The 19372-nt window shown below is 69.4% G+C and carries 16 protein-coding genes; 9 read left to right on the forward strand and 7 right to left on the reverse strand.

The window, feature by feature from the left end; all coding sequences use genetic code 11:
- The first annotated feature begins 3 nt into the window (after window positions 1-3).
- Window positions 4-279 carry a hypothetical protein gene (locus C5E05_RS13110; protein ID WP_104240097.1) on the forward strand — a complete coding sequence of 92 codons (276 nt, stop codon included), beginning with the start codon at window positions 4-6 and terminating at the stop codon, window positions 277-279.
- 167 nt (window positions 280-446) lie between these two features.
- Complete coding sequence (locus C5E05_RS13115; protein ID WP_146080460.1) at window positions 447-914, forward strand: hypothetical protein; 468 nt, start codon at window positions 447-449, stop codon at window positions 912-914.
- 292 nt (window positions 915-1206) lie between these two features.
- Here C5E05_RS13115 and C5E05_RS13120 read toward each other — a convergent pair whose 3' ends face one another.
- The 3 genes from C5E05_RS13120 to C5E05_RS13130 all read right to left on the reverse strand — a co-directional run bounded on the left by C5E05_RS13120 (window position 1207) and on the right by C5E05_RS13130 (window position 3669).
- Window positions 1207-1671, reverse strand: coding sequence for a DIP1984 family protein (locus tag C5E05_RS13120; protein WP_104240099.1), 465 nt, complete (start codon window positions 1669-1671; stop codon window positions 1207-1209).
- Window positions 1672-1683: 12 nt separating this feature from the next.
- Window positions 1684-2607 carry a hypothetical protein gene (locus C5E05_RS13125; RefSeq protein ID WP_104240100.1) on the reverse strand — a complete coding sequence of 308 codons (924 nt, stop codon included), beginning with the start codon at window positions 2605-2607 and terminating at the stop codon, window positions 1684-1686.
- Between the two features lie 147 nt (window positions 2608-2754).
- Entirely contained in the window at window positions 2755-3669 is a 915-nt protein-coding gene (locus tag C5E05_RS13130) for a hypothetical protein (protein ID WP_104240101.1), read from the reverse strand.
- A gap of 264 nt (window positions 3670-3933) precedes the next feature.
- Between C5E05_RS13130 and C5E05_RS13135 the strand changes: the two genes are divergently transcribed.
- From C5E05_RS13135 to C5E05_RS13145, 3 genes are all read left to right on the forward strand, one after another.
- Window positions 3934-5007, forward strand: coding sequence for an aminotransferase class V-fold PLP-dependent enzyme (locus C5E05_RS13135; protein ID WP_104240102.1), 1074 nt, complete (start codon window positions 3934-3936; stop codon window positions 5005-5007).
- Window positions 5008-5039: 32 nt separating this feature from the next.
- Window positions 5040-6725: a threonine/serine exporter ThrE family protein gene (locus C5E05_RS13140; RefSeq protein WP_104240103.1), complete on the forward strand. Its 1686-nt coding sequence runs from the start codon at window positions 5040-5042 to the stop codon at window positions 6723-6725.
- Between the two features lie 98 nt (window positions 6726-6823).
- Entirely contained in the window at window positions 6824-7864 is a 1041-nt protein-coding gene (locus C5E05_RS13145; protein WP_104240104.1) for an NAD(P)-dependent alcohol dehydrogenase, read from the forward strand.
- Window positions 7865-8298: 434 nt separating this feature from the next.
- Here the strand turns inward: C5E05_RS13145 and C5E05_RS13150 are convergent, their stop codons facing one another.
- Window positions 8299-9480: a Gfo/Idh/MocA family protein gene (locus C5E05_RS13150; RefSeq protein ID WP_104342156.1), complete on the reverse strand. Its 1182-nt coding sequence runs from the start codon at window positions 9478-9480 to the stop codon at window positions 8299-8301.
- 145 nt (window positions 9481-9625) lie between these two features.
- Between C5E05_RS13150 and C5E05_RS13155 the strand changes: the two genes are divergently transcribed.
- Entirely contained in the window at window positions 9626-12202 is a 2577-nt protein-coding gene (locus C5E05_RS13155; RefSeq protein WP_181059571.1) for an excinuclease ABC subunit UvrA, read from the forward strand.
- Here the strand turns inward: C5E05_RS13155 and C5E05_RS13160 are convergent.
- The gene (locus C5E05_RS13160) at window positions 12154-12447 is read right to left on the reverse strand and encodes a twin-arginine translocase TatA/TatE family subunit (RefSeq protein ID WP_104342158.1); all 294 of its coding nucleotides are present in this window, start codon (window positions 12445-12447) and stop codon (window positions 12154-12156) included. The two genes, C5E05_RS13155 and C5E05_RS13160, sit on opposite strands and share 49 nt — an antisense overlap.
- A gap of 29 nt (window positions 12448-12476) precedes the next feature.
- A complete protein-coding gene (locus C5E05_RS13165; protein ID WP_104342159.1) occupies window positions 12477-13472 on the reverse strand; it encodes an intradiol ring-cleavage dioxygenase in 996 nt (331 codons plus the stop codon).
- Between the two features lie 171 nt (window positions 13473-13643).
- On the opposite strand from C5E05_RS13165, the gene C5E05_RS13170 reads away from it, so the two are divergent.
- The 3 genes from C5E05_RS13170 to C5E05_RS13180 are packed head-to-tail and all read left to right on the forward strand — an operon-like array spanning window position 13644 to window position 18355.
- Window positions 13644-15263, forward strand: a complete 1620-nt coding sequence (locus tag C5E05_RS13170) for a phenylacetate--CoA ligase family protein (protein WP_258063002.1) — start codon at window positions 13644-13646, stop codon at window positions 15261-15263.
- A 3-nt stretch (window positions 15264-15266) separates the two neighbouring features.
- Entirely contained in the window at window positions 15267-17228 is a 1962-nt protein-coding gene (locus C5E05_RS13175; RefSeq protein ID WP_104342160.1) for a hypothetical protein, read from the forward strand.
- Window positions 17225-18355 carry a hypothetical protein gene (locus C5E05_RS13180; RefSeq protein WP_104342161.1) on the forward strand — a complete coding sequence of 377 codons (1131 nt, stop codon included), beginning with the start codon at window positions 17225-17227 and terminating at the stop codon, window positions 18353-18355. The genes C5E05_RS13175 and C5E05_RS13180 overlap by 4 nt, the downstream gene beginning before the upstream one ends.
- Window positions 18356-18408: 53 nt before the next feature.
- Here C5E05_RS13180 and C5E05_RS13185 read toward each other — a convergent pair whose 3' ends face one another.
- The gene (locus C5E05_RS13185) at window positions 18409-19347 is read right to left on the reverse strand and encodes an alpha/beta hydrolase fold domain-containing protein (protein ID WP_104342162.1); all 939 of its coding nucleotides are present in this window, start codon (window positions 19345-19347) and stop codon (window positions 18409-18411) included.
- Between the last annotated feature and the right edge of the window lie 25 nt (window positions 19348-19372).

A 19372-nucleotide genomic window follows, 5' to 3' on the forward strand; every position in this document is an offset into this window, starting at 1 on the left:
GGCATGAAGAGACTCACGCCAGCAGATGACTTCGCCACGCGCCCTATCGCCCTGCCTGCCGCCGCGCAGGCGCCCGTTCCAGCAGTCGCCGACGCCGGGCCGACGTGCGTCGAGCACGGATGGGTCACCGCATCCCGACACGCGACGTCGCTCGGCACGATCATCTACAGCGCCTGTGCGAGCTGTGGCACGCACCGGGCGGAGCTCCTCGAGTCGCGCGCCTTCTTTCCCACACCCATCTCTCACGCGGTCGGCGTGCGCTCCGCAGATCGCTCCTAGGTTCGGGGGAGGTGCCGCGGGGGCTGGTTCCGCCCGCAGGCCCGCAGGCGCGGAAGGCTGGAAGTCCGCATGCACGGCCACGGATGCGTCACATCCATCTCTCGGATGACGAAGTTCACCACTTCGGATGACGCGATAGACCCGGTCCAACAAGTAGGGTCACTCCTGTGCACCCCCGTCGAGCAGTGACCTTCGTCGCCCTCAGCGTGCTCTCCGTGACCTCGCTGTCGGCCTGCGCGACCCCCGATCCGGTGCGCCTGGTCGATCACCTCAAGGTCAACGAGCTCTCGGCGACGATGGAGATCGATGAGCTGCTCCCCGAGGACGCGAGCGCGTTTGTGCTCGGCTGCCCGTACAGCGATGTCGATGCGCTCGCTGCGAGCTCCGGCATCGATCGCGAGCTGTTCCGCGTCGGCGACCGCGACCTGCCGGGCCTGACGACCGACGGCCCGGTTGCGCTGCTGCCCGTCATCGACGGCAAGGTGCGCCCCGGCGTTTCCTACGACACGCAGCACGTGTCGATGTGCGGAACCCACAACGAGGCGACCATCGACCGCGGATCGACGCTCACCTTCGCGCAGGACGGCTACGGGCAGTGGTTCGCCGTATCGGTGCTGCCGAGCGAGCAGGCGTAGCGCGCACAAGGCGCCGCCGAACCCCGCGGGCACGCAGAAGGCGCTGACCGTCGTTCTCGGTGCGGTGAGGTCCCCGATCCCGCCCTCGGCGTCCGGCCAGCACATGGTGATGAGGTGTCCTACGTGCGCGGTTCCCGGTGAGGGATGCTGGGCTGAGGTGTGACGGCCGAAGCCGAGACGCTGCCCACCGCGTCGACAGGTGGACTGGAAACCGCCAGCCCTCGGTGTGTGCTCGCGCCGTTCGCCTACCGACTCACCGCGACAGTCTTCCCCGTGTTCGCCCCGTCGACGGCTACGCCTCGAGGAGCTCCACCTCCCAGTTCGTGCGCTGGATGACGACGTCCAATTCGCGGAGCGCCTGCGCGACCCCGTCGGCCTTGGCACGCACGTCGCGCACCGGCAGTGCGGACATCTGCCGCAGCTCGCTGCGCATCTGCCGCTGCCCCCACGACCCGGCCGCCGCATCCGCTGCCCGCACCAGGATGCTGTGCTGCGTGCGCAGCGTCTCCCGCGCCGCGAGCAGCGCCGTGATGGTGCGCCCATCTTCCGTGGGTGCGGTCGCGTTGGTGATGTTGATCGACGTCACGAGACGCTCCAGCTGCAGGAGGCGAGTCGCGCACTCCTCGAGCAGCTCACTCGCGTCTTCGGTCGGCTGCTCACCCTCCTGATAGGAGGCGTTCGCGACGATGCGAGCCTGCAACGACTCGACGCGCTTCTGCAGATCAGCGCGCTCCAGGAGCGCTTCGGCGAGTTTCATGTGCTCACGATCTCACGTCGTAGCTGGCTCGATGATGATGGGGCCGAGCGGGGAACTCTCGTGCGTGATCGAGACGGAGACATTCCCGGCGACGCCCGCAGGGATGGCGAACACGTCGGCGCGGTCGATCGATTCGACGCTGCAGCTGGCACCGTCACCGTCTTTCGCGAGGTACCGGTAATTGATCGAGATCTCGGATGCGCTCAATGTGATGAGTTCGCTCGGCACGTGGCTGCACGGCTCAGCGCCGTCTGGGCGGATGACGGTGAAGGTCCCGTCGTCATTGGCGACGACCACGGGCCGACGCTGCGTGATGTCCGTTCCGGGGATGAGGGCCGACTGCTCGGCTGTCGCGACGGGTGCCACAGCGCCGTCCAGCGTGGTGAAAGCTGGGGCGACCGCCTCCGTCGTCGCCCCGGACGGGGTCTCCACGGTCGGGTCGTCGGTCTGCACGTACTCACTCGTCATGCGCACCTCGACACCCTCCGGGTCGATCCCGGGCGGGACCTGGAACTCGTCGACCCTCGTCATCCCGGTCAGTGTGCAGGCCTGTTCAGGATCGCCCAGGTAGGCGTACGTGATGAGGATCGTCGTGCTGTCGAGCACCATGAGCCGCGACGGCGCCTCACTGCAGGTGTCCACCCCGTTGTCGCTGCGAACGACGCGGAACGTCTCCCGGTCCTCGCTCAGCACGGCGGCTTCGACCCGGAAGTTGTCCTCCTGGCGGAGCAGCTCTTCTTCCTCCTGGGTCGCAGCTCTGGCCACCGCGAGATCGAACTCCTCGACGTAGACGCCTCCGTCAGCCCCGGGCGTCTCGCTCGGGTTCCCGACTCGCGGGTCCGTGGGCGCGCATCCGACGAGCGTCGCGAGAGCCAGCGCGGCAAGAGCCGCGGCGAGGGGCGTCTTCGAACGGCGCAGCGCTGTCGTCTCGGTCATGCTCGAAGGCTACAGAGTGGGGCGGTCCCGGGGAAGGCTCCGGCTGTGCGACACGGCGCTGCCGGGTGGGCTGCGGGAGGGCGAGTTCAACTCGCGATGAGGAGTCGAGGCGCCTGTCCTGGAATCACGCAGCTGCCTTCTCCCGTCTCACGTCGGGAGCTGCTCGATGACGATGGGGCGGTACTTCGGGTACTCGAAGGCGATCGAGACGGCGACCGCACCGGTGACGCCCGCCGGGGCAGAGAAGGTGTCGGTGCGATCGATCTGCTCGAGGCCGCAGTCCTGACCGGGTTCGCCGAGGAAGCGGTAGTGCACGGCGACCTCGGAGGCGCTCAGTGCGACGAGCTCTGCTGGCATCCGGCCGCACGGATCGGCGGAGTCCGTGCGGACAACGGAGAACGAGCCGTCCGGGTGCGAGATGACGGCAGGCACTGGGCCGTAGGGGTCGGTGCTGACGACCGTGGCCGATTCCTCGGGCGTAGAAATCGCCGAGCTCAGCAGCTCGAACGCGTTCAGGCTCGGGAACTCGACGTTCGCACCCCCACCGCCGTCCGTGGCCGGTGCCGCATCGAACGCGAGTGGCGCGGGTAGCGTCGCCTCGTTCGCGGTGCGCACCTCGACGCCGCGCGGTTCGATTCCCGGCGGGACCTCGAACTCGTCGACGCGGGTCGTCCCCACGGCGCTGCACAATTGGCCAGGTTCGCCGAGGAAGCGGTAGGTCACGAGGATGGTCGTCGGGTCGACGACCATCAGGCGGATGGGGGCTTCGCTGCAGGAGTCATCCGGACTGTCCGTGCGGATCACCGTGAAGCGGGTGCCGTCCTCGCTGAGGACCGCCGCCCCGTTGACACGATCCGGCGAGCTCAACAGCTCGCCCTCCGTGGGCGTGGCAGACCGGGCGGGTTCTGGTTCGAACTCGACGAGGTACGGCTCGTCACCCGGGGACCGGTCTCCGGTCTGCGGATCGGCGGGCGCGCATCCCACGAGCCCTGCGACGGCGAGGGCGAGGACCGCCGCGCAGAGGGGCATCTTCGAACGGCGCAGCGCTGTCGTCTCGGTCATGCTCGAAGGGTACCGAGCGGTGCGGCCGTCGGGAAGACGTGATCGCGCGACCGCGGAACGGCAGACTCAGGCTGGGGAACTGGTCGGTCACGACACGATGTGGCGCTGTCGCACCTCGTCGATGAGCTCCACGGTGATGGGTCCCGCGGTCACCTCGAGCGGAAGACCGAACTCGTCGACGACGGAGACGCCCACCGCCATTCAGTCCGACATGGCCTCGCGCTCGGAGATGATCGCCCCACCACCGGTCGCTAGCCTGGCCTCATGTCCTGGATCCACGCAGCCTCCTTCACGGCGGAGCCCCTCTACTTGAACACCGCGTCGATGGGCCTGCCGCCGAAGGCGACAACGGATGCGCTCACGCGGGAGATCGCAGGCTGGAGCGCGGGGCGCCGACAGGCGAACGACTACGACGCCACGGTCACTCGATCGCGGCAGCTCTACGCGGAGCTCGTACACGTGCCCGCCGCCTGGGTGGCGATCGGCAACCAGGTCTCGCCCCTCGTCGGACTCATCGCAGCCTCGGTCCCGGACGGCGCCGAGGTGCTCTTCGCGGAGAACGACTTCACGAGCGTCAGCTTCCCGTTCGCGGCCCACGCCGACCGTGGCCTGAGGCTGCGCGAGGTGCCCATGCACACCCTCGCCGAGGAGATCGGCTCGGACACGGCCTGGGTCGTCGTCTCGGCGGTGCAGTCCTCGACGGGCACCCTCGCCGACCTCGACGCCATCGAAGCGGCGGCGAAGAAGCACGGGGCGCGCACCCTCATCGACCTCACGCAGTCCGCCGGGTGGAACGACGTCGACGCGAGCCGCTTCGACGCGACCGTCTGCGCCGCCTACAAGTGGCTGCTGTGCCCGCGAGGTACCGCCTTCCTGACGCTCGATCCGGAACTGCACGACAGCATCCGCCCGCTCGCCGCGAACTGGTACGCAGGTGAGGACCCGTGGTCGAGCATCTACGGGCTGCCGCTCCGGCTTGCAGCGGATGCGCGACGCTTCGACGTCTCGCCCGCCTGGCAGGCATGGGTCGGCACGGAGGCCTCGCTCGAGTTCCTCCTCGGGGTGGGAGCGCCACAACTGGAAGCGCACGCGCTCGAGGTGAGCGCCGCATTCGCGTCGGCGGCGGGACTCCCGGATGCTCGCTCCGCGATCCTCGCGCTCGCCCCCGTCGAGGGCGCAACCCAGCAGATCAAGGACACGCTCGAGCACCTCGACGTGATGGCCGCCAACCGCGCCGGTAACTTGCGGCTGTCCTTCCACGCGCACAACACCGCCGACGAAGTCGAGCCGCTCGGAGAGGCACTGAGAGGCCTCGTGCACATCGTCTCCGGACGCTGACGCGGCCTCTCCCGCGCAATTAGACTCCGGCCGTGCGCGGTAAGAACTTCTTCGACAACCTGGCCAGGAAGGTCGGCGGAAAAACCCCGTCGACGACCATCGGGCGCCGCGCGCAGCGTGCCCTGCTCGCCGAACGCAGCATCCGCGAGGTGCTCGAGCTGGCCGTGCGGGTCGGCGAGACGATGCTCGCGCTCGGTGCCTCCGCGACGGACGTGACGGATGCGATCCGCCGCACCACGAAGGCGTTCGGCGTCGACTGCCAGATCGACCTCACCTTCACGTCGATCCTCGTCGTGCACGATGGCGCGAACGACGGCGCGGGCATCAGCCTGCTGCGCGTCGTCAACAGCCGCCTCCCCGACTACGACCGCCTCACCCGGGTCATGGAGCTGTCGCGCGAGATCGCGGCCGACCCCAACGATATCGACGTCGCCGAGACGATCGACGACCCGGCGAAGCTGGAAGAGGCCCTGAAGCAGCTCGAGTCGTTCCACCAGCGCCTCGACGAGATCCTCGTCGCCCCGCAGCGCTTCCGCCGCTCGATGGTCACCGTGTGGCTCGCGCTCATGGCCGGCGGCGTCGGCTTCCTGCTCGGTGGCGGACCGCTCGTCTGCCTGCTCTCGGCGGCGACGACCGTGATCGTCGACCTCGTCCTCCAAGCTCTGGGCCGCTGGGGGCTCCCCGCCTTCTTCCTGCAGATCGCTGGTGCCGCTATCGCGACGGGGGTGGCCGTTGGCCTGCTCGCGTTGCTCCCGGTGCTGCCAGTGGAGTTCGCCGCGCTCCCGCCGGCGCTTGTCGTCGCATCCGGGCTTGTCGTCCTGCTCGCCGGGATGTCATTCGTGGGTGCAGCGGACGACGCCATCAACGGCTTCCCCATCACGGCGATGGGGCGGCTGCTCGAAGTGGTGCTGCTCACGCTCGGCCTCATCGTCGGCATCGCCGTCGTTCTCGATGTCGCGCGGGGCCTCGGCATCGACCTTCGCCTCGTCGAACGATCCGTGCAGCCGTGGCCCTCGGCCGTGCAGGTGGTCGGCGCCGCCATCGCAGCCGCGGCGTGGGCGCTCGCGTCCTACGCGACCGTGCGCACCGCCCTGGTCGCCATGGTGTTCGGCGGAATCGCGTACCTCGGCTACGACATCCTCGTGACAGCCGGAACAGAGCCGCTCGTCGCGACCGCTGTGCCCGCCCTCATCATCGGCGTCCTCGGCGAAGGCCTCTCACGCAAGCTGCACATCCCCGCCACCATCACCACCGTCTGCGGCACCGTGCCCCTGCTTCCAGGATTGGCCATCTACCAGGGGATGCTCGACATCACGTCGAGCTCCTCCTCGGACGACGGCGTGCTGCGACTCGTGCAGGCGGGCTCCATCGGCATCGGCATCGCCGGCGGCGTCACCCTGGGGCGGTTCCTCGCCCGGCAGTTCCGGCGTCGTCGTCGTGGCGCGCCGCGCGAGGCGAGGGTCATGTCGAAGCGACAGTTCCGAGGAACCGCGACCGCCGGCCCTGAGACACGCGCCATGTACGTCATCCCCGACGAGGTCGCCGTCGGCCTCGAGACAGGAATGCTGCGCATCGTCTCGGTCGACGAGGTCGTGGATGCGGTGACCGGCGCCGCCGCGAAGGGTCCAGATGCGCCAGCTCAGCCGGAGGCGACGGCGCGGCCGACGCATCCCAACGTCGCGCTCAAGCGTGGCGACCTGAACGCTCGCGGAGAGTGACGGTCGGGGCGAGGCATAGAGTCTCCTCGGTCCCGCCGTGCTCTGAGAACCGGAGCAGGCGAGCGAACGACCTCCACGCACATCCCGAAGGAGCACGAATGACGACCGCGAAGGCCTACGCCGCCCCCTCAGCAACCGAACCGCTCGAGTCCATCACCATCGAGCGCCGCGACGTCGGAGCGAACGACGTGCTCATCGACATCGCATACTCGGGCATCTGCCACTCCGACATCCACACGGTGCGCGGCGAGTGGGGCCAGGTTCCCTACCCGCTCGCCCCCGGCCACGAGATCGTGGGCACGGTCGCCGAGGCCGGCTCCGACGTCACCAAGCACAAGGTCGGCGACCGCGTCGGCGTTGGCTGCATGGTCAACTCGTGCCGCGAGTGCGACAACTGCAAGGCCGGCTCCGAGCAGTACTGCACCAACGGCAACGTCATGACGTACGGCGGCAAGGACCGCGACGGCAGCATCACGCAGGGCGGATACGCGACGAACGTCGTCGTCGACGCCGACTTCGTGCTCAGCGTGCCTGAGAGCATCCCGTACGAGAAGGCCGCCCCGCTGCTCTGCGCCGGTGTCACGACGTACTCGCCGCTTGCCCACTGGAATGCAGGACCCGGCAAGAAGGTCGCCGTCGTCGGCATGGGCGGCCTCGGCCACATGGCCGTGAAGATCGCGGTCGCCATGGGCGCCGAAGTCACCGTGCTCTCGCAGACCCTCAGCAAGCAGGAAGACGGACTGCGCTTCGGAGCGAAGCACTACTACGCGACGAGCGACAAGGCCACGTTCTCGGAGCTGCGGAACACGTTCGACCTCATCATCAACACGGTGAGCGCGAACCTCGAGATCGACCAGTACCTCAACCTGCTGACACTCGACGGCACCATGGTCTACGTCGGTGCGCCGGCCGAGCCGATCCCCGTGCGCGCGTTCACGCTCTTCAACAACCGCCGCTCCTTCGCAGGATCGACGATCGGGAGCATCCGCGAGACGCAGGAGATGCTCGACTTCTGCGCCGAGCACGACATCGCGCCGGAGATCGAGCTCATCGACGCCGCGCAGATCAACGAGGCCTACGAGCGCGTTCTCAAGTCGGACGTGCGCTACCGCTTCGTGATCGACGCCGCCACGTTCTAGAGCGGCGCCGCCACGTTCTAGCGGCGCCGCGGCAGCTCTCCCGCCGGCGCCTGGCGCGCATCTTCAGTTTCGGGATGGCTTTCACGCCTCCGGATGGGTCGCAACCCATCCCGAGGCGTGGAACCCATCCCGAAACTCGTTGCGCGGTGGGCGTCGTGCCAGCGTTCGTCCTCGATGGACGCCTCCGCGGCCTCGGCGCTGAGTTTCGGGATGGCTTTCGCGCATGCGGGTGGGTTGTAAGTCATCCGGAGGCGTGGAACCCATCCCGAAACTCGTCGTGCGGCGGGCGTTCCGCAGGGCGTCCGGCCGTGATGCGACGCTGAGTTTCGGGATGGCTTTCGCGCATGCGGATGGGTTGCAACCCATCCCGAGGCGTGGAACCCATCCCGAATCTCGTTGCGCGGTGGGCGTTGGGGCGCAAGCCGTGCCGGCGGCTACGCGCGGGCGGGCACGTCGTGCCAGCGGCCGTCCTCGATGGACGCCTCCGCGGCCTCGACGATCTGCGCGGCGACGAGCCCGTCGGCGACCGACGGAGCGACCTGCCTGCCCGTGACGACGCTCTCCAGGAACCGCGCCGCCTCGATGGTCTTGAGGTCGTCGAAGCCCATGCCGGTTCCGCCGCCCGGCTGGAAGCGGTGGAACTCGCCGTGGCCGGGGGACATGTAGACGGTCGTGTAGCCGTACGGGTTCGACGAGTCGAGGCAGACCTCGAGCTCGTTGAGGCGCTGGAAGTCCCACCGCAGCGAGCCCTTCGTGCCGTACACCTCGAGGGCGTACTCGGCGCGGGGGCCGCGCATGATGCGGCTGGAGTCCATGATGCCGATCGCGCCGTTGTCGAAGCGCATGAGCAGGGCGGCGTAGTCCTCGTTCTCCACGGGCTTCAGCTCGCCGGTTCCGGGGGCGGAGCGGTCGACGATGCCCGTGCCCGGGGCTGGGCGCTCGGTGATGAAGGTCTCGGCGGTCGCGGAGACGCTGCCGATGCGGCCGACGACGTGCTGGGCGAGGTCGAGGCCGTGCGAGAGCAGGTCGCCGAGCACGCCGGATCCGGCGCGCTCGCGCTCGAATCGCCACGTGAGCGGTGCGAGGGCGTCGGACGAGTAGTCGGCGAGGAGCGCGCCGCGCACGTTCGTGACGCGGCCGATGGCGCCCTCCTCGATGAGCTGCTTCATGTGGTCGATCGCGGGTGCGTTGCGGTAGTTGAACCCGACAGCCGTGACGATGCCGGCGGCATCCACTGCGGATGCGATGCGCCGCGAGTCGGACGCATAGCGTCCCATGGGCTTCTCGATCCAGAACGGCTTCCCGGCTTCGGCTGCCGCGATGGCCATCTCGGCGTGCAGGAAGTTGGGGGAGCAGATCGAGACGACGTCGACCTCTGGGTCCGCGAGCACTTCGTGGTAGTCGGCGACGGTGCGCTCGAAGCCGAGTCGTTCCTCTGCCTGTGAGCGGGCTTCCGGCACGGGGTCGGCGGCGACGACGAGCCGCGTCTTGATGCCGAGCTCGGGGAAGTGGTCGGGGACGGCTCGGTAGGCGCGCGAGTGGAGGCGACCCATCCAGCCGACGCTGATGAGGCCGACGCCGATGGTGCGGGGCGTGGTGGTGGTCTGGTCGGTCATGGGAACTCCTTTGTCCAGCTTGGAGCTGTCATATGTTCGGACAACGAGACATTTCTACCCGGTGTGGTCGTGTCGTAGCTCTGCGTAACCTTGCGTTACCTGAAGCGTTCAGTTTCGGGTCGAGAGCGCGAGTCATGCTGTTCCGATGGGTTTCGCCGAAGGACACACATCAGTTGCAGCGCCGGACCGGGTGGTGGTCCGAGGCGCCCGAGAGCACAATCTGCGGGACGTCGATGTCGATATCCCGCGGGATGCCCTCGTCGCGTTCACGGGGGTCTCGGGCTCGGGGAAGAGCTCGCTCGCGTTCGGGACGCTGTACGCCGAGGCGCAGCGGCGGTACTTCGAGTCGGTCGCACCCTACGCACGCCGCCTCATGAACCAGGTCTCGCCGCCCGACGTGGATTCGGTCGAGGGCCTGCCGCCTGCGGTCGCGCTCCCGCAGCAACGCGGAGGCGGGAGCGCTCGTTCGACGGTCGGGAGCACGTCGACGATCGCGAATGTCGTGCGCATGCTGTTCTCGAGGGTCGGCGTGTATCCGGAGGGCGCGCCGATGCTGCTCGCGGAGGACTTCTCGGCGAACACCGTGCAGGGTGCCTGCCCGAACTGCCATGGGCTCGGCCGCGTCTACGAGGTGCCCGAGTCGCTCATGATCCCGGATGCGTCGCTGAGCATCCGCGACGGGGCGATCGCCGCGTGGCCGACGGCCTGGCACGGCAAGCAGCTCCGGGACAGCCTGGTCTCGCTCGGCTACGACATCGACATCCCGTGGCGCGAGGTTCCCAGCGAGCGCCGGTCGTGGCTGCTGAACACGACGGAGAAGCCGCAGGTGCCGGTGTTCACGGGCAGGTCGCCCGCGCAGGTTCGCGCTGCGGTGGCGGCGGGCGACGAGCCCTCGTACATGAGCACGTTCGTCGGCGTGAAGCGGTACGTGCTCGATACCTTTGCCAATTCGAAGAGCGAGCGGATGCGCGAGAAGGCGGCCGCGTTCATGGAGAGCGTGCAGTGCCCCTCGTGTCGGGGCACGCGGTTGAAGCCGGATGCTCTCGCCGTGACGTTCGAGGGGCTCGACATCACGCAGCTCGCGGCGATGCCGCTGCGCGAGCTGGCCGTGCTGATGGAGCGTGTGCTCGAGCCCGGCTGGGTGCGGGAGGGGGAGGCGCTTGCCCCGGAGCAGGACCTCGCCGCGCGACGGCTGGCTGGTGAGCTGTGCGCGCGACTCGCGCCGCTCTCGGACCTCGGTCTGGGCTACCTCTCGCTCGACCGGCAGACGGGGACGCTCTCCGGCGGTGAGCTGCAGCGGCTTCGGCTCGCCAACCAGCTGCTCGCGGGGCTCTTCGGTGTCGTGTTCGTGCTCGATGAGCCGTCGGCGGGTCTGCATCCTGCCGACACGGAGGCGCTCCTCCGGATCCTGCGCGGGCTCCGCGATCGGGGCAACACGGTCTTCTACGTCGAGCATTCGCTCGACGTGATCCGCGAGGCGGACTGGATCGTCGACATCGGCCCGGGGGCAGGAGCTTCCGGCGGCCGCATCGTCTACTCGGGCGCTCTCGAGGGGGTGCGGTCCGCCGAGGAATCGGTGACGCGCCGCTACCTGTTCGACTGCGAGGACTCGCCCAAGCCGAAGCTGCGTGAGGCTCGGCCCAGGGAGCAGCAGGTGGCGCTCGAGGGTGTGGTGCGCAACAACATCCGCGGACTGTCCGTGGCGTTCCCGCTCGGCTGCCTGACCGCGGTCACGGGGGTCTCGGGCTCGGGGAAGACGACGCTGGTGAACCAGGCGCTGCCCGACCTGCTCCGCGCGAGTCTCGCGAGTGAGCTGGGCGAGGCCGTCGCCGATGAGGAGCCGGACGGGGCAGACCCCATGGTCGCCGTCGCGGCGGAGACCACGCGCGGTCGAGCCATCGGCCCGGCCGAGCGGCTCACGCGAATCGTGCAGGTCAGCCAGGCGCCGATCGGGCGCACGTCACGCTCGAACGTCGCGACCTACACGGGGCTGTTCGACCGCATCCGCTCGCTGTTCGCGGCGACGGATGAGGCGAAGCGCAGGCGGTACTCGGCGAGCCGATTCTCGTTCAACCTCCCCAGCGGCCGCTGCCCGACGTGCAAGGGCGAGGGGACGATGGAGGTCGAGCTGCTCTTCCTGCCAACGGTGCAGGCGCCGTGCTCGACCTGCGGCGGGAAGCGCTACAACGCGGAGACGCTGGAGATCGAGTACGAGGGATCGTCGATCGCGGACGTGCTCGCGATGAGCGTCACCGAGGCGCGGGAGAAGTTCGCCGGTCGGGCGGAGGTGCTCCAGCATCTGGATGCGCTCACCGATGTCGGGCTCGGCTACGTGTCGCTCGGCCAGCCCGCGCCGGAGCTCTCGGGCGGCGAGGCGCAGCGCGTGAAGCTCGCTGCCGAGCTGCGTCGGGCTCAGCAGGGCGACACCCTCTATCTGCTCGACGAGCCGACATCAGGGCTGCACCCCGCTGATTCCGATCGCCTCCTCGGGCATCTCCACGACCTCGTCGATCTGGGGAACACCGTCATCCTCGTCGAGCACGACATGCGCGTCGTCGCCGGCGCGGACTGGGTGATCGACATGGGGCCGGGTGCGGGGGACGAGGGCGGCGAGGTCGTCGCGCAGGGCACGCCGCAGGAGGTGGCGGCTGCCGACGGCAGCGCGACCGCCCCCTACTTGAAGCTCGCCGTGGAGCGGCTGGCGGCATCCGGGAAGCGCTGATCCGGGTCCGCTCCTCGCGGCTGGCTCGGCGTTCCTCCCTTGAGGTGGCCGTCGGTGCTGACCTCCGGAGCGGTCACCGGGGGTGCCTCGGTCGCCTCGGTGTCCAGGTCTCGCACCTCAGTCTTGAGGATGCGCATCGACTGTCCGACGCTCTTCGCGAGGGCGGGCAGCTTGGACGCGCCGAAGATGAGCACGATGATGGCGAGCACGGCGAGGCCGTGCCAGCCGGTGAGATTCGCGAGCATGTCGGGATCCTTCGGTTGTCGGTGGTCGATCAGTTCCCGGGTCCGCCGGAGCCGCCTGGCCCTCCGGCACCGCCACCGCTGGAGGGGGCCGCGCCTGCGGTCGGGGCGGTCGTGGTGTCGACGCGCACGGTGAGGGCGACGTTGTAGCCGCTCGTCGCATCGCCCGTGACGGTTGCGAGCTGCAGGGCTCCGCCGTCGTCACCGAACACGTTGTCGGAGTCGAGGCTGACCTGGGCAAGGTTCGAGGCGGAGCCCTCATAGCCCGCGAGCGCGTAGACGGCGTTCGAGGCGTACTCGGGCAGCGCGACCTGCGAGGTCGAGATCGCGTTGGTGGACTCGGTGATGTCGTCGACCGTCGGGTACACCTCGAAGTGGATGTGCGGCCAGCGGCCCGTGTAGCAGGCAGGGAAGATCGACGTGAAGGTGACGCTGCCGGAGCTGTCGGCGACCTGGACCCCGCGGAGGAAGGTCTCGTTCTCGATGCCCTCGGAGTACATGGAGTAGCCACCTGTGGCGTCGCAGTGCCAGACGTAGACGGCGACGTTCTCGAACGGCCGGTCGCCGTTCGCCATGTCGAGGATCGTGAGCGTGAGCGTCATGGGCACGCCGGCAGCTGCGGTGCTGCTGCCGATGCTCGTGCGGATGTCGCTGCGCACGACCCCGGACTGCTCGAGCACATCCGCGCCGTTCGAGCCGTCGCCCGGATAGGGGCCGGCTGTCTCGTCGGGGATCTCGCTCGCTGGGAGGGCGCCGGCCGCTGCCGAAGCGCTCGAGGACGGGCTAGCCGTGGCAGCTGCCGTCGCCGCGGCGGTGCCCGCAGCACCCGACCCGGCAGGGGTGCACGCGGCGAGGGCGACCGTTCCGACGCCCACTCCGAAGATGCTGAGCAGTCCGCGCCGCGACAGGAGCGTGCCGATGTCGAAGGCGACGCCCTGGTCGACGACCTCCTCGTCCGCTCGGTCGAGGAGCCTGCCCTCGTAGGCGGGTCCGTCAGGCGTGAGGTCGGGTTCGGGGATCTTGATCATGGCGGTGCTCCTGCTCTTCATCGTGGGATGAACGTCAGCATGAGTCGCCTGCCCAGGAGGGGGCTATGCCCTGCCTATGCCCGGGCTATGGCGTTGATCCCAGGCTGAATGTCCGTGGCTCGTGCTTAGCTATGCGCACACTTCGGCGGTGGCGAGAGGCGGGGGAGCGACGTGACGCAGCAGATCGGTGTTCGGGAGTCGGGGACAGGCAGAGCGGCGAGCCCAGGGCCAGCCGGCTTGCAGCGTGCATCCAAGCTGCGGCAGACGCTGCTGCGCCTGGGTTCCGGTGCGCTCACGAAGACCTACGACCTCTACCACCTGCACCCCGCCGTCTGGCGGTGGACCGCCCGCCACTACGTGCCGGCCATGGGCGACTTCGCGAAGTTCAACGCCTGGATGATCTGCCAGCGCGCCAACCTCGACGTGCCCGCGTACCAGCGGTGGCTGCACGAGAACGACTTCACGTTCCGGTGGTGGCAGCTCTCGAGCTACCCCGAGACGAGCAAGGACGACTACGTCAAGCGCTACACGGAAGATGAGCGCTGCTGGGGCGGGGAGATCGACACGGTCGGCACCGTGGTCGATGAGTCGAGCGGGTCGAGCGGTTCTCCCTTCAACTGGATCCGCGGGCGGCACGAGCTGAAGACGATCCACAACAACGTCGCCGGCTACATCACTCTGCTGTTCGGCACGAAGAAGCTCTTCGGCATCAACGCCTTCTCGATGGGGGCCTGGGCGACCGGCACCAACACGGGCCACGCGCTGTCGAAGATCTCGATGGTCAAGAACACCGGCCCGGACATCGACAAGATCGTCGACACCATCCGTCACTTCGGCCCGAAGTACCAGTACCTGGTGAGCGCCTACCCGCCGTTCCTGAAGCACCTGCGCGACCGGCTCGACGGCGAGGAGTGGTTCGACTGGTCGAAGCATCGACTCAACGGGTTCGTCGGCGGCGAGGCGATGACCGAGGGGCTGCGTGACTACCTGGAGGAGCGCTTCGGCCGCGTGTACTCGGGGTACGGGGCATCCGACCTCACGATCGGCATGGCGGGCGAGTCCGACGCGTGCGTGTGGCTGCGCCGGGCGATGTTCGCCGATGAGCGACTGAGGCGGGCGCTCCTCGGTGACGACGAGTCTCGCATTCCGATGGTCTTCCAGTACAACCCGCTCGAGACCTACCTCGAGACGAACGCGAGCAACGAGCTCGTCGTGACCCTCAACTCGTCTGCCGTGCTCAGCCCGAAGCTGCGCTACAACATCGGCGACGAGGCGAAGATCCTCTCATTCCCCGAGGTGCGGGAGAAGATCGCCGAGCTCGACCCGGCGTTGTCCAGGGCGTTCCACCGCGCATTCGCGGTCCAGCGGATGAAGCTGCCGTTCCTCCTGCTCTTCGGCAGGAAGGACTCGACCATCTCGTACATGGGCGCGAACCTCTACCCGATCGACATCGAGAACGGGCTCTACCGCGACAACCCGCACGCTGGCGACATCGAGTCGTTCAAGCTCGGGCTGCTCGAGCTCGATGGCCACGAGCAGCGGCCCGTCGTGCATCTCCAGCTGCGCGAGGGCGCGGCGCTCTCGAGCGAGGAGCTCGCGACGCTCAGCGAGACGACGAGGGCGGGCATCGTCGACCACCTCGCCTCCGTCTCACGCGACTTCGCCCAGTCGCTCGACGAGGACCCGACGACGGGTGACCTCCGCATCGAGGTGCACTCCTTCGGCACGGGGCCGTTCACCGGGGGCAACGCGAAGATCAAGAACGTCTACGTCGTGAAGAACGCCGAGTAGGCCGTGTACACCACCGACTTCTCGAAGGCGCCCATCCAGGGAAGGGCGGAGGCCCTTGTCATCGTCGAGGGGCGCAGCGCCGAGCGGGAGGGCGTGATCTGGCGGCGGCGCCTCCGCGACCGCCGTGTCTCGGCGGAGCTGCTGCTCTTCGCGAGCGTCGAGCGCGCCCGCCAGGTCGCCGCTCGACACGACGGGCGCACGAAGCTCCTGCTCGCCGAGACCCGCGGCTACTCGAACGGCATCTGGCGGGCAGACCCCGAGCCGCCACCCGGCGAGATGGCGCACAACCCCCACTTCGCCCCCGTCGCCAAGGAACGGGCCGAAGGGCGCACGCCACCGCTCGTCGCCGAGCCCACGCGCAAGCCGAAGCGGCTCGCGACGCCCATCCCGCCGCCGTCGCACACGATCTTCGACACCGCATCGATGTTCGTGGGTGCGACCCGCTACACGACCCCGCTCGCCTGGGCAGTGACGAGTCGAATCTGGGGGCGGATGACCGGCAAGATGAGGCGTATGCCCGACTACTGCTGGCACGGCATCTACTGGGAGGCGCCGTGGACGCTCGGCACGCTGGCGAACTTCTCGACGCGCGATGCCCTCATCCGCTTCGCGAGGATGCCCGAGCACCGGCACCTCATGCAGTGGATCGTGAAGGACACCAAGAACGCCGACGCCGGGTTCATCCGACTCTTCGCGAGCGAGGAGGAGCTGGCGGGTCTTGAGGAAGGCGCGACGCGTCGAGAGGCGGAAGCGGGTGACGTGGCGCGGCCTGTCATCGAGGTGAGGCGCGTCGAGTCCGAGCTGGAGTTCCTGGAGTTCGTGGAGCTTCCCGGGCGAGTGTCCGACCCCAGCCGTGAGGTGCCGGTGCTCGAGTCGACACTCCGCTCGTGGTGGAAGGACAAGCACGCGCACGAATCCGCGGTCGAGCTGCTGCTCGCCTATCGCGGGGGCGTGCCGGTTGCCCGCGCCGTCACGCACACGAGCAGCGCCCTCGACGCGAAGCTCGGATCGAGCCTGCAGCTGTTCGGCGCCGTCGCCGCGGCCGACGCGGAGGCGCTTGGAGCGATCGTCGGAGCCGTCGAGGAACGTGCCGCGATGGCAGGTCGGCACGAGCTCCTCGGACCTGTCACCCTGCTCCCCAACCAAGTGGGCGGCGTCATCACCTCGGGCTTCGGCGAGCGGGGATTCGTCGAGGGCGCCTGGAACCCGGATTGGGTGCCAGGCGCCTACGAGGGGCTGGGCTTCACGACGTGGAACGAGTCGGCGACGTGGATCGCCCGGCTCGAGCAGGGCCGCCTCGGGCAGATCGAGAGCGACGCCTTCACGGCGCCGACCGAGGCCGAACTCGAGGCCGCCGGCATCGTCATCGAGCGGGCGTCGCGGTTGCGGTTCGCGCGCGATATCGCCCGCCAGCGGGAGCTCGTCAACGCCGCCTTCGCCGAGCTGCCCTACTACACGAAGATCTCGCCGGCGCAGATGCGCGAGGCGACCAGCGGGCTCGTCGCCATCATCGACCCCGCCATCTGGGTGTTCGCGCTCGACGCGAAGACGCGTGCACCACTTGGCTTCCTGCTCTGCGTGCCCGACGTGACTCGCATCGTGCAGCGTTCCTCCGGTCGCATCGGGGCGAGACAGCTGCTCGAGATCTGGCGCCAACGGCGGGAGCCGCGGGAGGCGGTGCTCACCATCCAGGGCACGGCGCCCGAGGCTCGCGGTCGCGGGATCAGCACGCTGCTGGGGCGCACCGTCGGTGAGGCGCTCATCGAGGGCGGCTACACGGCACTGCGCTCAACCTACATCGGCCTCGACAACCCCGCCTCGGCGAGGCAGCTCAGCCGGATGGGCGGATCGGAGCTGCACAGCACGGTGTTCTACCGGCGGCCCGTGGGCGCTCCGGGCGGTCAGGCCGCAGACACGGCGATCGCGGGGCAGCAGCAGGCGACGAACCAGGGGGAGCAGCCATGACCGGCATCCACACGCTGAATCAGATCATCGCCGACGCAGCGTCGGCACCGTCAGCGCACAACACCCAACCGTGGTCGCCGCGCATGATCGGTGACGGGGTGGCCGTGGAGCTGAGGGTCTCGCGAAAGCGAACGCTTCCCGCCGCAGACCCGACCGGACGCGACACGCTGCTCGGCCTCGGCGCGTGGCTCGAGGCCTTCAGCGTCAGCGCGGCAGCGCACGGCGTGGCCTTCGATGTCGAGCTCCTCCCCGCGCTTGCCGACCCGGAAGCGATCGTGCAGGCCAGAAGCGACGAACCGGTGCTCCGCATCCAGCTGCACCACGACACCGTTTCTTCGGCCGGCGGCGACACGACACAGCCCGCCGAGTCCGCGTTCGACCCCGACTCCGAGCGACGGATGCTCGCCGCGCGCAAGACCGTGCGCAGCGGGCTCGAGCCAGCGCGTGGTCTTGTGCTCGAGCTCTCCGGCTCGCTCCCAGAGTGGCTGCGGCTCGTTCCCGTCGACGCCGACGACCTGCGGCACTTCTCGTCCCTCGGCACGGCCGACACCCTACGAGAGCCGGCTGTGGCGCGCGAGCTCGCGCACTGGCTCCGGCTCCACCCCTCGCATCCGCGCTACACGGTCGATGGGCTGAACGACAAGGCGCTCGGCATCCCCGCGTTCGCCACCCGGGTCGCTTCGGCGTTCACCAGGAGGCGGCGCCTCCGAGACGTGGCAGTCGGCGTCACCGCACCGCTCGGCGAGCTGTGGCGTCGCGTGCTGCTCGAGGTGCCCGTGTCGGCCGCCGACGAAGACGCCCCCGCCGAGGCGACGGCGTTCGTGCTCGTCGCCGACACCAAGCTGCTCGACCTAGGTTCCGGGGCGGAGATCACGCGGGTGCTCAACTCCCCGCTCGGGCTGCCACCCGCGCGAGTGCTCGAGGCCGGCCAGGCGCTCATGCGCCTTTGGGTGCGTGCGACCGCGCGCGGGGCGGCCCTCGCGCCAGCCTCGGAGGTCATCGACTCGTCGCTCGCGCAGGGCGAGCTGCGCTACCGGCTCGGCCTCTCCCGCCGCGACGTGCCGCTGTTCGTCACGCGCGTCGGAGTTCCGAGAGACCCACACCCGCCCCGGGCACCGCGACGCTGAACAGCGCCCCGCTGCGCGGAACGCGTCGTCCGCGCGGGTCCGCTCGGGTCCGCTCAGTCGAGGCGCCGCATCCACTCGCTGATCAGGTCGATGCCGCGAGTGAAGGCGGGGTCGCGCGGCCGGTTGAGGAAGGCGTGCGCACTTCCGGGAATCACGCGGTACTCGGTGTCGACGCCGGCTGCGGCGAGCTCGCGCGCGAACGACGAACCGGATGCGCGCATCGCATCGCGGTCCGCGTCCACCACCAGCGACGGCGGGAGGCCCGTCAGGTCGTGCCCGCCGGGGAACGCGTCCGGACGTGAGAGCACGTCCTCGCTCCCCGCGTAGTTGAGGTTCATGGCTCCGATGAGCCAGGGAGTGTGGACGTAGCGGCGGCTTCCGCGCAGTCGGCTCAGCAGCTCGGAGGACCGGGTCGGCAGCTGCGCGTGGAACGTCCCGTAGGTCAGGAACAGGCCCCGCACGGGAGAGCGCTCAGCTCGGGCGAGCCGGTACGCCGCCGCCGCAGCGAGGCAGGCACCGGCACTCGCCCCGCCGAGCACCACATCACGACCCGACCGGGAGGCGACCGCCTCGACGACCGCGAGCACGTCGTCGAGCGGCACCGGGAACCGCACGTCGGGGCGACGGTCGCGTTCCCACCGAGCTGAGCGTCCCGACTGTGGTGCGCGTCCAGACCGCTCCGGCCGCTGCGCGGACCCGGACGCCTCGCGTTGGGCCCGGTCGCGCCCGCCGAGCGTCACGAGCCGGTAGTCGACGGTCGTCACCTCGAACCCCGCGCGCGCGAGCGCGAGCGCGACCTCGTGCGTCTCCGGCTGGTCGAGGCCGCCGGAATAGAAGCCGCCGCCGTGCAGCCAGATCACTGGCGAACTCGAGAGCCGGGCAGCGCTCGCGGCGGGCGCGTAGGACCGGACCGCCACCGGGCCGTTCGGGCCAGCGACGGCGGAACCCGTCGCATCCACCCCGTGCGGTGCAGTCGGCGAGCGTCTCGGCATCCGCCCACCATACGGGCACACGCTC

The sequence above is a fragment of the Pseudoclavibacter sp. AY1H1 genome (assembly GCF_002931055.1).
Taxonomy (GTDB): Bacteria; Actinomycetota; Actinomycetes; order Actinomycetales; family Microbacteriaceae; genus Pseudoclavibacter.